At 55.0% G+C, this 16,087-nt stretch carries 4 protein-coding genes; all 4 read right to left on the bottom strand.

Annotated features, from left to right (window positions below):
• Positions 1 to 338: 338 nt before the first annotated feature.
• The 4 genes from HDE78_RS17565 to HDE78_RS17550 all read right to left on the bottom strand — a co-directional run bounded on the left by HDE78_RS17565 (position 339) and on the right by HDE78_RS17550 (position 15,950).
• Positions 339 to 6,791: a calcium-binding protein gene (locus HDE78_RS17565; protein WP_179481885.1), complete on the bottom strand. Its 6,453-nt coding sequence runs from the start codon at positions 6,789 to 6,791 to the stop codon at positions 339 to 341.
• Positions 6,788 to 7,297 (bottom strand): hypothetical protein, encoded by a 510-nt coding sequence (locus tag HDE78_RS17560; protein ID WP_179481883.1) that lies wholly within the window; start codon positions 7,295 to 7,297, stop codon positions 6,788 to 6,790. Before HDE78_RS17560 ends, HDE78_RS17565 begins: the two co-directional genes overlap by 4 nt.
• A 755-nt stretch (positions 7,298 to 8,052) precedes the next feature.
• Positions 8,053 to 15,336, bottom strand: coding sequence for a calcium-binding protein (locus tag HDE78_RS17555; protein WP_179481881.1), 7,284 nt, complete (start codon positions 15,334 to 15,336; stop codon positions 8,053 to 8,055).
• Positions 15,333 to 15,950 carry a hypothetical protein gene (locus HDE78_RS17550; protein WP_179481879.1) on the bottom strand — a complete coding sequence of 206 codons (618 nt, stop codon included), beginning with the start codon at positions 15,948 to 15,950 and terminating at the stop codon, positions 15,333 to 15,335. The genes HDE78_RS17555 and HDE78_RS17550 overlap by 4 nt, the downstream gene beginning before the upstream one ends.
• Positions 15,951 to 16,087: the final 137 nt, after the last annotated feature.

Genomic DNA, 16,087 nt, shown 5'->3' with positions numbered 1-16,087 from the left:
AGGAATGGCGAAAGTTTTAATCCGGCGGTTAATGTGCAATCGGTGGCAATAAGATCAGCGGGCATTGAGCACATCGATGGTTTGCGAGCCAAGCAAAAGCTTGGTTCGCAAACATCCACTGACTCTCACATGAGAGCCGGTTTCCACTCCGGCGCTCTCTCTACGTCAATATGATTGCTATGCCGCTGCATCAAGCATGAGCTCCTCATCACATTGGCTGGCTGAAGCTACATTCCTTCGCTTACAGGGGCTATGAGGTAAAGCCCTCCACGGTTGTAGTCCATGGACTACAACCGTGCTTCACCGCTAGCGACGCCCTTTTGCTTGGTGACTCACCGCTATGCCGCAACATGCAACAGGAGATCGGGGGTGGCCGGATTAAGCGTTGGCGATGTCGTGATGGCCGCAGGATCACTTCCGCCGTAGCTCGCCATGGCGTGGATCAACGTATTGACGGGGATCGGATCGGCGGACGTGCTCATGGCCTTCGATTGCGCGACGGGCTTTGTCGCCGCCGGCGTACCCAGCGTGATCAACTGACTGCGTGTGAGTGACGTGCCATTGGCCAGCGTCACCTTGGCGACGCCATCCGTGGCCGTGGTCCACATATTATTGAACGTGATCTGGTCACCGCTGACGCCGTCGGTCAACACCAGATTATTGCCGCTCTTGGCGACCTTCAGCGCCGACGAGGTAATGCCCGCGCCCAGCTGCAGGATAGGCGTTTGACCGCTGGTGTAGACCTCGTTGATCTGCAGATGGCCGTAGCCCGAGTTGAAGACGAAGGTGTCGTTGCCGCCACTGCCGACGACAGAATCGTTACCGCCCTTGCCGTCGATCAGGTCGGCGCCCGATGTCCCAGTGATGGTATCGGCGCCGGTCGTGCCCGTCATTTCCATTTGGATCAGCTGCGCGCGAGTAAGCGTGGTGCCATTGGCGAAGGTCACCTCGCCGATACCGTCGGTGCTGGTGGACCACATCTTGTCCAGCGTGATCTGATCGCCTGCCACCCCATCGGCCACGATGAGGTTATTCGCACTTTCGGTCACGTGCAGCGACGACGCGGTGATACCCGCACCGAATTGCAGCACCGGCTGCTGACTGCCGGTGTAGACCTCGTTGATTTCCAGATGGCCGTAACCCGAGTTGAAGACGAACGTGTCGTTACCGCCACTGCCGACGACGGAATCGTTGCCGCCCTTGCCGTCGATCATATCGGCGCTCGAGGTGCCGGTGATCGTGTCGGCGCCGGTGGTGCCTGTCATCTCCAGCGCGATCAACTGCGCCCGTGTCAGCGTCGTGCCATCCGATAGCTGCGCGCTGGCGACACCATCGGTGGCGGTGGCCCACATGCCATCCAACGTGACCTGGTCACCGCTGACACCATCGGTTAGCACTAAGTTGTTTCCACTTTTGATAGCGTGCAGGGACGAGGCGGTGATTCCCGCACCAAGCTGCAGCACGGGCACCTGTCCGCTCTTGAAGGCTTCGTTGATTTCCAGATCGCCATAACCGGAGTTGAAGGCAAACGTGTCGTTGCCACCACCGCCGGTGACGGAGTCGTTCCCGCCCTTGCCATCGATCTGTTCCGCGGCGGCCCCGCCTTGTAGCGTGTCGTTTCCGGTCGTTCCAGTGATGTGAGTCGCCATTTGGATGAGTTGGGCTGCCGTAAACAGCGTGCCGTCGGCCAATTGAACCGACGCGACCCCGACGTCACTGCTCGCCAGCATCGCGGCAAGTGTTATCTGGTCCCCTGCGATGCCATCCGTCAGAATCAGATCGGTTCCGTTGGTCGCGGCATGCAGCGTCGATGCCGTAATTCCTTGGCCTAGTTTCAATACAGGTTGATCACCGCTGGCAAAACTATTGCGTATGACTAATTGGCCATAGCCAGAATCAAACACAAAGGTGTCATTGCCGCCATTGCCGTTGACAACATCGTTTCCGCCTTTGCCATCGATTAAGTCCGCCCCAGCGGTTCTGTAGTCCGCGACGGAGGTACCGTAGATAGAGTCATTTCCCGTCGTCCCGGTCAACCCCATCGAAATAAGTTGCGCCGCGGTAAGTGTCGTGCCGTCTGCCAATTGCACCATTGCGACACCATAACCGTTGGCGACACTATTGGGGTTGGCATTACCCTCCCACATACCATCTAACTCCACCCTGTCACCGGCGATACCGTCGGTCAGAAATAGGTTGTAACCATCCGAGGTGACGCGTAGAGCCGGGGCGTTGATACCGGCACCCAGCTGCAGCACCGATTGCTGGCCACCGAGATATTCGTTGATCTCCAATTGCCCATAACCTGCATTGAACACAAAGGTGTCGCTGCCGCCGTTGCCGATCTCGACATCGTTTCCACCCTTGCCGTCAATCAAATCAGCGCCCGAGACCGAAGCACCTCCCGGCGAGGTGCCATTTATCGTGTCATTTCCCGACGTTCCGATCATGGCAAGCTGGATCAGCTGATTACGCGTCAGCGTCGTTCCATCGGCAAAAGCGACTTCATTCACACCGTAGCCGTTGGAAGGAAACGCATACTCCAATGTGATTTGGTCGCCGCTGATGCCGTCGGTCAACACCAGACTGCTCCGGTAAGCGCCAGGATTTACTTCGTCGCCTCCTGTCGTCGCCACATGCAATGCCGATGCCGTAATTCCCGCCCCCAGTTGCAATACCGAATTGCTGCCGTCGACCGGCTCTTCAATATTCAGGTCACCGTAGTCCGCGTCAAAAATGAACGTGTCGGCGCCTCCATTGCCTATTTCGTCATCGTTGCCGCCCTTGCCATCAAAATAGTTTGTCCCCGTGTTTCCTGTCAGTGTGTCATTGCCGGTGGTGCCGTCGATGGTCTCCCCCTGCTGGATCATTTGTTGCTGAGAGAGGAATGTGCCGTCAGCAAATACCAGCTTCGTGAGCTGATGTTGACTGGTTTGGGTTGCCATAAAATTGGCAATCGTCATTGTCGAATCGGAGGCGGAGCCGAAGCCGATCTGCATCATGTTCGACGCACTGTTGTACGTAAAGCTGAGATCCGACGCGCTGATCCCCGCGCCGAGCCGTAGAACATCGCTACCGGCGATCGTAACGTTTTCCTGAATGGTGTCCGAGCCATCGCCCAGATTGAATACGTAGTTTTCGCTACCCGTGCCGCCGACTATCTGCGTGGTGCCCGAACCGCCTTCGATCGTGTCAGCGCCACTGCCGCCCTCAATCGTATCGTTGCCAGCGCCCCCGGTCAGCGTGTTGTTGCCGGACACACCGACGATCGAGGTATCGCCGAAACCCGCCGTAATGCTGTCGCTGCCGTTGGAGCCGATCAACGTGTCATTGCTGCCGTCGGCACTGGGTGTTATGGACGCCTGCAAGATCGCCGCCGCACTCCACGTCGTGCCGTCTGCAAACTGCAGCGCCACGCCGGCCGGACTATTGAAATAACCGTCGATGGTGATCTGGGCTGCAAACCCCGGATCGGACAGCACCAGGTCGCCGTTGACGTCGCGCACCACCAAAGTCGTCTCGGTTAACCCATCGGTGAGCTGAACCGTGGTACCGCCTGAACCGCTCTGGATCGTATCAGAGCCCGTGCTGGCGCCGACGATGAGCGTCGTGGCGCCGGTGCCTTCGGTGACTAAAGCCGTACCTGCACCCGCTTGTACGGTGTCGGTGCCCGTGCCGCCCACGATGCTCGACGCACCGTTGGTCACCTCGACATAGGACGTACCCGTACCCGTTTGTATATAACCCGTAGCGCCATCGGCAATGATCGTGTCGTTGCCACTACCGCCGTACACGCTCGACGTGCCCGATCCCATGTCCACATAGCTGTTGCCATTGCCGACATGGATGACATTGGTGCCTGAGCCACCATAGATGAGATCGTTGCCGCCGGAACCGTAAATAAAGTCCGTGCCGCTGCCGCCATAGATCGTGTCGGCATCGCTTGCATCAAGGCTAGCCCATCCGGTGGAATTACCGGGGCCCAAATCGGCGTAGATGATTTCTGTACCGCCGCCGCCATAGATCACATCCGCGCCCGCACCACCGACCAGTAGTTCGTCAAGAACATGGTTCACGGGATTGGTCGGCTGACCGCCGATGATCGTATCGTTACCGCTGTTACCGATCAGCGAGTCGTGCCCCGTGCCGCCGATCAACTCGCTGCCCGGCAAAGCTGAAGCCGTGTCTTGAGCGCCTGAATCCATGGATGAACCAAGCAACCCGATAGCTGCGGCGTATGTGCCATCAGGCTGATAAAGCGATATATAAATCTGCACGTTATCTGGCGAGTTTTCTACGCCAGTGACGCTCGGCAACGACGTTGTATCGTAAGGCCTGCCCTTTGTGTCGAGATAGGTGTTACCCCAGAAGGACAGGCCGGCCAGTTCGATGGTGAAGGGGTTGAAACCCGGCTTGGAGGCGCTACTAGCTGTGCTTGCAACCAACGTGTTGGCGCCGGTACCGCCGAAGATAATGCTGTTCTGCCCACCGCCTTGGAGAAGTGCAGTGGCGCCACCGCCGTCGATAAAGGTAATTGCCGTCGTGTCATTACCGGCAGCGCCACCGCTGATGGTTTCGGTGCCGTTGCCCACGCCGACCAGCTGCTGGTCACCCGTTCCGCCCTGGATCGTGGCACTCATTGGCGTCACCAGCGGATCGGTGGCGTGGTAATAGTAATCGCCGAGCAGAACAAGATTGTTGCCATTGCCGGCATAGATATAACTGGCGTTGCCTTCACCGAATATCTCGTTGCCGATGCCGCTGCCCGAGCTGTCGGCACCGTAGATGCTCGCGACTCCGTTGCCCACATCGTTTATATAAGCGTGTTTAGCGTCACCGGGGATGTTTGTATTGCCCGTGATGCCCTCGTCTCGCAGCTGCGATAGATTGCTTGAACCGACAGGTGCAGGCGTCGCATCGCTCAACGTGATGCCAAATTCGCCGTTGATAAAACCGTCTATTAAAGCAATCTTATTATTGGCGGCTATTTTAAGTTCGGTGCTGCCGTCGGCGGCAAAGCCCTCGGTATAAGTGATCGTGCCATCCGCAGATTTCCATTCTGATCCGCCAGCTTGTGCGCTGCCGCCAGTAAGTATCTCGTCGTTGCCGTTGGCGTATTTCCAAATGATGCTGCCTTTACCGTCGGTGTCCAGAATGGAATCAATACCAGTACCGGCACCGTTGATGAAGTAATCATCGTAGCCCGCGCCGCCCTCCAGCGTGTCGTCGGTCGTACCGCCAAACAGCGTGTCGTTGCCGGCACCGCCAAAAAGCTCGCCGACGACGCCCGCGGCAACGCTCAGGTCGTCGCCCTTGTCGTCGCCGAAGACAATGTCATAGGTGTTGCCACCCTTGCCATTGAGCGTATACAGCGGCGTAGCCTGCTTGCTCAGGTCGCTATAAACATACGTGTTGAAGTCGGTAGTCGTGGCAACCCCACCCTGTATGCCAGTGGCGGCCAGGGTAATGATGGCTTGCACCATGTCGTTTCTGGCAATCAGGTAATTTCTGCTGAGGCCCGTGGTCTGGCCAGGCGCCCACAGGCTGGCATTGGCAAAGCTGCTGGAGTCGAGTCCCTGCAATACTGCCGGACTTAGGGCGACCAGCGACGCGCGATAGGCATTATTGGCTGTCGCAGGATCCAGCGCTTTGGCCAGCCTATCTGGATCGGTCGGGACTATCGCCTTGACGGAGGACAGCGGTTCGTTATCGATAAATTGCAGCACTTCCTGTGCACTTTGCTGGGCCGTAAGATTCCCGCTTGGAAACGAAATTAAAAACCGTGCTTCCAGAAAAAGATGGATCAGCTCCCCCATGCCCGCAACCACGTCCGCGGCCAAAGCCTGCGTCTGAGCCGCTGGAGTGAAACTAAAACCGTTGGCCAGAGTGAACACATTATCCGTGCCATTGAGCACGCCGCCCGTCGGATCATTAGCGCTATGGAAATTTCCAATACCGTGATCGCCACCCACCGTCGACAAAAAGGCACCCAAGGCATTTCCAGGGGCTACCAGCGCTTCGACAAGAAATGAGGAAAGCAACTGCGCATCGGCTGGCGTCTCTATCGTAATCGGCGCATCGCCGATATGCGTGGACGCATCCGACACCAGATCGAACATCGTGCGGTAATTGACAATATGCGCTAGCGGGCTAACGGCCAACCCCAATTGGCTGTATATCTCGTTGGCGCCATAGGCATTGAACGTGTAGCCCTGCCAGCCAAAATAGGCCGCCTGCATCTCACTGAGCGTGCCACCGAGCGAATGGCCGGTGGTGTAGACCGCGGTAGCTCCGAACTTTGTGACCAGCGCCGCCACCCGGCTACCAAGCGCTATCGCACCATTACCCTGCGCGTCCTGCCACTGATTGCTAGTGTTGGTAAACGCCATCTCGGCGTCGGTCCAGATATCGGTTCCGGTCCGCTCTGTGCCCCGGTTGACCACGATAATGGCTTTTGAAAGGGGATCAAAGAGAGTTAAGCCTTGATAGCCCGACGCGTCGTTTTCTTCGTCGATCACTCGGTATTGAACGCCATTTACCATTATTGCTGAGTTAATAGCGGGAAGTGGAGCGCCATTCGTACCAGTCCCGCTACCGTAGACCACAGCAGAAAGCCCAATCATATTTTCAAGAGAAATACCTTGTAGCGCACCAGGGTTCGCTGCCGCTGTCGCCGACTGTGCGGCGGGCGCCTGCATTGCCATTGAGTAGGGTGTGTGGTTATACAGACCATTTTCACCCTGATGAATTAGCGCATCTAGGCCATTAAGATCGTCTATCTCTGTGATCATTTTATTAATTCCACCGTGGCGTTGAAGGCATGTTTGTCTTCGCTCTTGTACAATTTCTCTTCATCTCTTAAGCCACAGGCACCTGCATTAACAAATGGTCGGGTCAAACAGGTAACTACATCATCCCTCTCACCACGCATGACGTCACTGTTGACTCCATCTGCCGAGAGCAAATAATCGTCGTGCATAAACCTTACATCTGCCCCCCCACCAACCCAGCGGCATTTGTCAGAGAGATAACGGTCTTTAACAATAGTCGCCACATAATAGTCACCTACCTTTTCCACCTGCTCAGGCACGTCCACCTGCTTGATCACTCGGTTACCAGCCGGATAGCCGATCGGCGCACAGCTTAAGTTGGTGACTACCCAGCTGGTAAGCACTTCAACCCGGTTCACCAGGGAATTTTTCTCCACGGTAATTTTCAGTTTCAGGGTCTGCTGCGGATGCGGGTTCGGCGTGGGGCTGGGCGCCACCGGTGACGTGCAACCTTGCAACATCCCCATGACAGCTATCAACAACGCGAACCGCCGTCGTTTATTAGGCGAACGCGCTCCGTTGTTACCATCATGGTTTGCGATGCAACGATTTCGCATGAAAAACCCCTATGGATTGTAATAATCCCTACTGAATCTTAAATTTTTTTCTGGATAAAGCTGTCAGCGAAAACCTACCCCCGTGTATTTCGGACGACATCGCCACTAGCCTGCACCCATCGTCAACGGTAGCGATCAAGGCGCTTTTGTCCGGCAGGAAGCGATCCTCGAAAATAGTCTCAACGTAACTGTCACCGATTTTTTCTACGCGTTCTGCCACTTGAACCTGTTTTACCCTGGTATTACCTGCAGGCCAGATCACGGGGGCACAACCTAGGTTGCTAACAACCCCAAGCGACTGGACTTCAACTCGGTTCACCTCCGATTCCTTCTCCACGCTGATCTTCAGTTTCAGGGGCTGCACGGGATGTGGATTCGGCGTGGGAGATGCGCGGGCGGACCATTGCAACCTTATAGCGTGCACGCGACACTCAAGAGCAAGGGCATAAGCCAACCCCGTGACGCGGCATGAAGAGGTTTGGCTTGGTCACCAATTACCTCAGCGAACAATGAAATTTCCATGGATCCCCTAAATTTTGGTCCAACAGACGAAATTACATTCCCTCGCACGCAGGGGCTATGAGGTAAAGCCCTCCACGGTTGTAGTCCATGGACTACAACCGTGCCTCACTGCTAGCTATGCCCTTTTCCTTGCTGACTCACCGCTATGCCGCAACATGCAGCAAGAGATCGGAAGTGGTCGGATTAAGCGTTGGCGATGTCGTGATGGCGGCAGGATCACTTCCGCCGTAGCTCGCCATGGCGTGGATCAACGTATTGACGGACATCGGATCGGCGGACGTGCTCATGGCCTTCGATTGGGCGACGGGTTTTGTCGCCGCCGACGTACCCAGCGTGATCAATTGACTGCGTGTGAGCGACGTGCCATTGGCCAGCGTCACCTTGGCGACGCCATCCGTGGCCGTGGTCCACATATTATTGAACGTGACCTGGTCACCGCTGACGCCATCGGTCAACACCAGATTATTGCCACTCTTGGCGACCTTCAGCGCCGACGAGGTAATGCCCGCGCCCAGCTGCAGGATAGGCGTTTGACCGCTGGTGTAGACCTCGTTGATCTGCAAATGGCCGTAGCCTGAGTTGAAGACGAACGTGTCATTGCCGCCGCTGCCAACGACGGAATCGTTGCCGCCCTTGCCGTCGATCACATCGGCGCCCGAGGTGCCGGTGATCGTGTCCGCACCGGTCGTGCCCGTCATTTCCATTTGGATCAGCAGCGCGCGAGTGAGCGTGGTGCCATTGGCGAAGGTCACTTCGCCGACACCGTCGGTGCTGGTGGACCACATCTTGTCCAGCGTGATCTGATCGCCGGCCACCCCATCGGCTACGATGAGATTATTCGCGCTTTCGGTCACGTGCAGCGACGACGCGGTGATACCCGCACCGAATTGCAGCACCGGCTGCTGACTGCCGCTATAGACCTCGTTGATTTCCAGATGACCGTAGCCCGAGTTGAAGACAAAGGTGTCGTTACCGCCACTGCCGACCACGGAATCGTTACCGCCCTTGCCGTCGATCACATCGGCGCCCGATGTGCCGGTGATCGTGTCGGCACCCGTCGTGCCGGTCATCTCCAGCGCGATCATCTGCGCTCGTGTCAGCGTCGTACCATCCGATAGCTGCACGCTGGCGACACCATCGGTGGCGGTGGTCCACATGCCATCCAACGTGACCTGATCACCGCTGACGCCATCGGTCAGCACCAGGTTGTTGCCGCTCTTGGTGGCGTGCAATGCCGAGGCAGTAATCCCCGCGCCCAACTGCAGCACTGGCACCTGTCCGCTCTTATAGGCCTCGTTGATCTCCAGATAGCCGTAGCCAGAGTTGAAGACGAACGTGTCGTTGCCGCCACTACCAACGACTGAATCGCTACCGCCCTTGCCGTCGATCACATCGGCGCCCGATGTGCCGGTGATCGTGTCGGCACCGGTCGTACCGGTCATCTCCAGCGCGATCATCTGCGCTCGTGTCAGCGTCGTACCATCCGATAGCTGCACGCTGGCGACACCATCGGTGGCGGTGGTCCACATGCTATCCAACGTGACCTGGTCACCGCTGACGCCATCGGTTAGCACCAAGTTGTTTCCACTTTTGATAGCGTGCAGGGCCGAGGCGGTGATTCCCGCACCAAGTTGCAGCACGGGCACCTGTCCGCTCTTGTAGACCTCGTTGATCTCCAGATGGCCGTAGCCTGAGTTGAAGACGAAGGTGTCGCTGTCGCCTGCACCGACCACGGAATCGCTACCACCTTTTCCGTCGATCAAGTCCGCACCTGACGTGCCATAGAGGGTGTCGCTACCCGTCGTACCGGTCATTTCCATGTGATTGAGCTGAGCTGCTGTCAATGACGTGCCATCGGCAAACGTCACCACTTGCACACCATCGTTGGCGTTCTGGAGCTCGTTTTGTAACGTGATCTCGTCGCCGCTGATGCCGTCCGTTAGGAACAGGCTGGTTCCATCGGACGTAACATGTAGCGCCGACGCGGTAATCCCTGCACCCATTTGCAATACAGGTTGCTCGCTGTTGCTGTAGCTCTCGTTGATTGCCAGTTGGCCGTAACCGGCATGGAAGATGAATGTGTCGTCGCCGCCATTGCCGACGACAGAGTCGTTTCCACCCTTACCGTCGATGAGATCAGCACCCGATGTGCCAGACAGCGTGTCGTTGCCGCTCGTCCCAGTCACTGCCATTTCACGCAGTTGAGATGCTGTCAGTGTGGTGCCATCAGCAAACAACACGCTTTGCACGCCGTAGTAATTGTTTGTGCCTTCACCATCCAGCGTGACCTGATCGCCGCCGATGCCATCATCCAAAATCAGATTGGAGCCATCATTCGTGACATGCAGCGTCGCCACCGTGATGCCAGAACCCAGTTTAAGGACGGGCTCTTGACCACTGATATAGCTTTCGTTGATTTCAAGCTTGCCATAACCGGCATTGAACACGAACGTATCATTCCCTCCATTGCCGACGATGGAATCGCTCCCACCTTTGCCGTCGATCAGATCCGCTCCAGAGGTACCATAGATACTGTCGCTACCAGTTGTACCGCTGGCCACTTCCATCTGGATTAACTGCGCATTTGATAAAATTGTACCGTTTGCCATTTGCACGGTTAGAAGGCCTGCAGACTCAGTCCACCCGTTGAATATACTGATACGATCGCCGTTGATGCCATCAGTCAAAAAAAAGCTGCTTCCATCTGTCGTGACATGGAGCGACGACAGCGTAATTCCTGCCCCCAACTGAACTACCGGCTTGTCTATTGCGTTCCAGCCATATTCATCGACCGCTAGTTGGCCATAACCGGCGTTGAATACGAATGTGTCACTCCCTCCGTCACTAATCTCGACGTCGTTCCCGCCTTTGCCATCGATAAGATCCCCTTCACCGGTCGAGTACAAGGTGTCATTACCCGTCGTCGCATTGGCTAGTTCCATCTGGTTCAATTGGACCGCTGTGAGCGAAGTGCCATCAGCGAATTGCACGAGCGCTACGCCATCGTCAGAGCCTAATTCTGTCTTCCACCACATGTAATCCAATTGGATCTTGTCGCCACTTATGCCATCGCTTAGGAAAACGGAATCTCCATCAGTCGTAACCTTGAGCATTGATGCCGTGATTCCCGCACCTAACTGCAGCACGGGCAGTTGGCCACTGGAATAGCCATTGTTAACCTCCAGATGGCCATAACCGGCATTAAAAACGAAAGTGTCGTTTCCACCGTCGCCGGCTACAAAATCGTTTCCTCCCCTACCATCGATAAGCTCGGCATCGGGGCTGCCATATATGCTGTCGTTGCCGGTTGTCCCCCCGGCTAGTTCCATCTGGAGCAATTGCTCTGGCGTCAGCGTGGTGCCATCAGCTAGCTGAACTGTCCCAACCCCATTTCCGCCGGGTCCAGGATTAAAGTTCTCCCACATTCGATCCAACGTGATTTGATCGCCAACAATGCCGTCACTAAGAATAAGGTCATACCCGTTGCTCGTAACTTTCAACATGGATGCCGTGATCCCTTGCCCCAAGCGCAACACGGATTGCTGCTGAACCCCATTATCGACATTGCTGATATCCAGATCGCCATACCCGGGGTTGAAAACGAACGTATCGTTGTCTACGCCGTAAGCAATCACCGTATCGTTGCCACCCTTACCATCGATGAGGTGCGTTACATTCCCCGGCTCCAAATAATCTGACCCAGTCGTGCCATCGAGCTCACGAGCCAAATCGTTCAGTTGTGACGGATTGAGTAACGTTCCATCTGCAAACAATACCTCCTGCACGCCATAACCATTGGCATAGGGATAGGCTTCGTCATCTAGCACGATCTGATCACCGCTTATGCCATCGGTAAGGATAATGTCGTAACCGCTCAACGCGGCTTTAACTGCTGACGCAGTAATACCTTTGCCTAATTGCAGGACCGGCTGTTGACCATTTGAATAATTTTCGGAAATTTCAAGCTGACCATATCCGGGGTTATATACGAAAGTGTCATTCCCGCCACCGCCGACGACAGAATCGTTACCGCCACCACCATCAATGGAATCTGCTTCCGGGGTACCTTGCAAGGTGTCGTCGCCGACAGTGCCGTCGATAGTAGTGACTTCCTCCATAAGACGTTCTTGTATCTGCGCGGCACCCCAGATCGTACCGTCTGAAAACTGCAGAGAAACGCCTGTTGGACTATTAAAATAACCGCTGACTGTGATTTGAGAAGGGAAACCTAAGCAAGAAAGTACCAAATCACCGCTATTGTCGTTCACCACCAGCGACGCTTCGGTCAATCCATCAGTCAACTGGATGGCAGTGCTGCCTGAGCTACCCTGAATAGTCTCCGATCCCGAACTAGCACCGACAATGAGCGTAGTAGTGCCGCTTCCATCATGGATAAGAGCATTACCAGCACCAGCTTGTATCGTGTCGTTACCGGTGCTGCCCAAGATGGTTGTAAAACCTTCTGCTAACTCAATATAGGCGTTACCCGTGCTGAGCTGAATCGCGGCGCTGGCACTGTCGGCCACGATCGTGTCGTTACCACTACCACTGAAGACGGCCGCTGTGCCAGATCCTGTTTGTATGTAACTGTTGCCATTGCCAACGTGGATGATGCTAGTACCCGATCCTCCATAAATGACGTCATTTGCCCCGGACCCATAGATGTAGTCGTAACCGCTGCCGCCATAGATTGTGTCCGCATCATTTGCGTCGAGGTTAGCCCAGCCAGTGGCGTTGCCGGGCCCTAGATCTCCGTAGATGATTTCCGTACCACCGCCACCATAGATCACGTCGGCACCAGCGCCACCAATCAGTACCTCGTCCGTCGTGCCGCTAACCGGAGCGGTTGGCTGACCGCCTATAATCGTATCGTTACCGCTGTTGCCAATCAAAAAGTTCGATCCCGTGCCACCGATCAACTCGCTGCCGTGCATAGGCGAGCTGGCGTTAGGCGTACCAGAGTCCATTGACGAACCCAGCAAGTCGGTTGCAGCGCCGTAGGTGCCGTCGGCCTGTGGTAAGGAAATAGACACTTGGACGTTGGCATCGGAGGTTGCTCCCCAAGTCAATTGCGGCATCAAGGCAGCGTTGTCTTCGTAGGCATCGCCATAAAATGATAGACCGGCTAGTGCGATAGTCTTGGGGTTGAAGTTCGTACCCCTGCCGTTGCTGGCCACCAGCGTATCGGCGCCGGTGCCACCAAAAATAACGCTGTTTTGCCCACCGCCTTCCAGCAAAGCATTGGCGCCACCACCGTCGATAAAAGTAAACTCCGTCGTGTCTGAGCCCACGGCGCCGCCGGCAATTGTTTCATTACCGCTGCCCACACCAACAAGCAGCTGGTTGCCCGAGCCACCTTGTATCATGGTGTTTATCGGCTTGATGAGGGGATTAGTGGCGCGGTTATAGAAATCGCCAAGCAGGACAATATTGTTGCCATTACCCGCGTAAATGTAACTGGCATTACCCTCGCCGGTTATCAGATTCCCAAAGGGACCTGAACTGTCAGCGCCATAAATGCTTTCGGCGGGTGAGGACGCACTGTTGGCGTAATCGTGATAGCCACCATCGGTTATGCCGCCATCCTCAAGCTGGGATAAATTGCTACTGCCTTGGGTGCCGCTGGTAGCGGTCGTTAGATTTATGCCGAATTCGCCGTTGGTAAAATCGTCGATATAGACGGTCTTGCCTCCCGACAGAATCTCGAGCTCCGGACTCCCGTCGGCCGACAGATCCTCGGTGTAGGTAAACAAGCCATCGGCGGATTTCCAATCCGACGTACCGGCCTGATCAGTGCCCCCGGTCAGTGTCTGCGTGCTGCCGTTCGACGACTTCCATTCAATAGTGCCTTTGCCATCGGTATCGAGGATATAGTCCATACCGCTGCCGCTGCCGTCGATAACGTAGGTATCGGTTCCGGCTCCGCCCTGGAGTGTATTGTTACCGCTGCTGCCGAATAAGGTGTCGTTGCCCGCGCCCCCAAAAAGTTCGGCATTGGCACCAGGTGAAACCGTCAGTGCATCGCCCTTGTCATCGGCAAAAACGACATCGTAGGTACTGCCTCCCTGACCGTTCAGCGTATAAAGCGGACTAGCCGAACGCGTGAGATCAGAATAAACATAAGAATCTCTGCCACTACTGTTTACGGAACCCCCTGGAAGTTGCCCTGCGCCAGCTAAGGTGACCATGGCCAAAACCATGTCATTTCTAGCAGTCAAAAAATCTTTTGTTAAACCAGAACTTTGACCTGGTGACCAAAGCGCATAGTTCGACAAGAGATTGGGAACTACTCCCTGCAGCACCACAGGACTAAGCGCCACCAGTGACGCGCGGTAAATGTTGTTTGAGGCCGATGAATTTAAGGCATTAGCCAGCAACGTTGAATCTAACGGCACAACCGCCTTTATTCCCGATACGGACTGACCGCTAATATATTGCCAAGCCTCTGTGGCAGCTTGCGAGACACTCAGATTGCCTCCCGTTCCGTCACCCAATACCTCCAGCTGGATAACCTCAGCCACCCCTGCAACCAGATCCTCGGCAAACGTCACCAATTGAGTGGACGGCGGAGCTAGGCTAAATGCCAAAGCCTCATTAAAAATGAGATTTCCATTATTTGAGGAATCATCTGGTCCACTATCTGGACTGTAGAAATTCCCTATACCATGATCCCCGAAGATGGTGCTGATAAGATCAGATAGATTTGAGTAATTTCCGGAAGCCAGTAGCGATTGGTCAGCGGATGTCTCAATGGTTACAGGTTGACTACCTACCTGAGTCGAAGCATCTGACACCACGTCGAACATGTCGCGATAATTCGTTATCGTTGCTGTGGAACTCTGAGTCAGGCCATAATTTGCAAGCAACTCCCCAGCTCCGTAAGCATTGAATGTCACGCCAGTCCAACCGAACTTCGTTGCCTGCAATTGCGTCAGCGTGCCGCCCAGAGAATGACCGACGCTATAGATGGTTGCGATATCGTGAGTTTTGGCGTAATCGGCCGCTTCCTGCCCGAGTTTTTCCGCATCTGCCCATTGGTTGTTTATGTTAGCTAAAAACATTTTGGCATCAGTGCCAAAGTCTCCGGCTTCTTGTGATCCACGATTGACCACAATTATCGAATCGGTAGACTTATCGAATAAAATCAGACCTTGGTAGCTATTTGCTTGATCATTGATGCTGTCAATAATTGTATAGGCTGTGCCGTTAATTTCGATCGGCACTGAAGCTTTGGTTGGCAATGGATCAAAGTAAACAACTGCAGCCAAACCAATAAAATTCGCTAATGAATAAGACAAGGGAATTGCTGCTGCAACAACCTGATTTTGCGACGCAATCGCAGAATCATAGAAGGCAGCCTTGTTACTGAACGTATCGTCATCAATCAGTGCCTGTAGACCTACCGTCTCATCCATTGCGCTCGTCATTTTTTTAGCTCCATAGTTACATTAAAAACGCCATGGAAATGGCTCCTAAGGAAAACCTCTTTATTTCTTAGAAAACATGTCGGCGGGTCGTCTGGGGGCACCGTGCAGGTTAATTCCAATTTACCGGACGCATCGAACTGATTCGGACCGACACCGGTACTTGAAAGCACAAGATTGTCATGCATAAAACGTATTCCATATGCGCCACCTCTCCATCGGCATTTGTCGGGGAAAAAACGATCATCGACGATGGTTGCTACGTAATCGGGCCCTACTTTCTCCACGTGTTCTGTGACGTTGACCTGCTTGGCCATCGCGGCACCGGATACTTGGTTTCTAGGCGCGCACCCAATATCGCCGAAGGTCCAAAGCGATACGACTTCAACATTATTCACGTTCGATCCGTCTTGCACTGATATTTTCAAGTGCGACGTTTTTTGTGGATAAGGGTTGGGCGTTGGATTGGGCGCGGGAGGCGGCGTAGACCAAAAGCCACAGGCCTGCAGCGCACACGCCATGACAACAAGTAGCGACGGTCTGAGCCATTGCAGTGAAGTGCGGCTCGCGTGCGTCACTTTGCTGTAAAAAGCCTCTGCGCTTGGTGGATTTTGCATAAATTCTCGGCATTTGTTTGCTCAGCTTGCGTCATTGGTTGAGGCTATAGCTGAGTGCTTCACCTACGGCTGAAACTACATTCCTTCGCGCGCACGAGCTATGAGGCAAAGCCCTCCACGGTTGTAGTCCATGGACT

The organism is Rhodanobacter sp. K2T2 (assembly GCF_013408815.1).
GTDB lineage: Bacteria > Pseudomonadota > Gammaproteobacteria > Xanthomonadales > Rhodanobacteraceae > Rhodanobacter.
The sequence above is the reverse complement of the archived record's forward strand: the minus strand, read 5'-3'. Positions and strand labels throughout refer to the sequence as shown.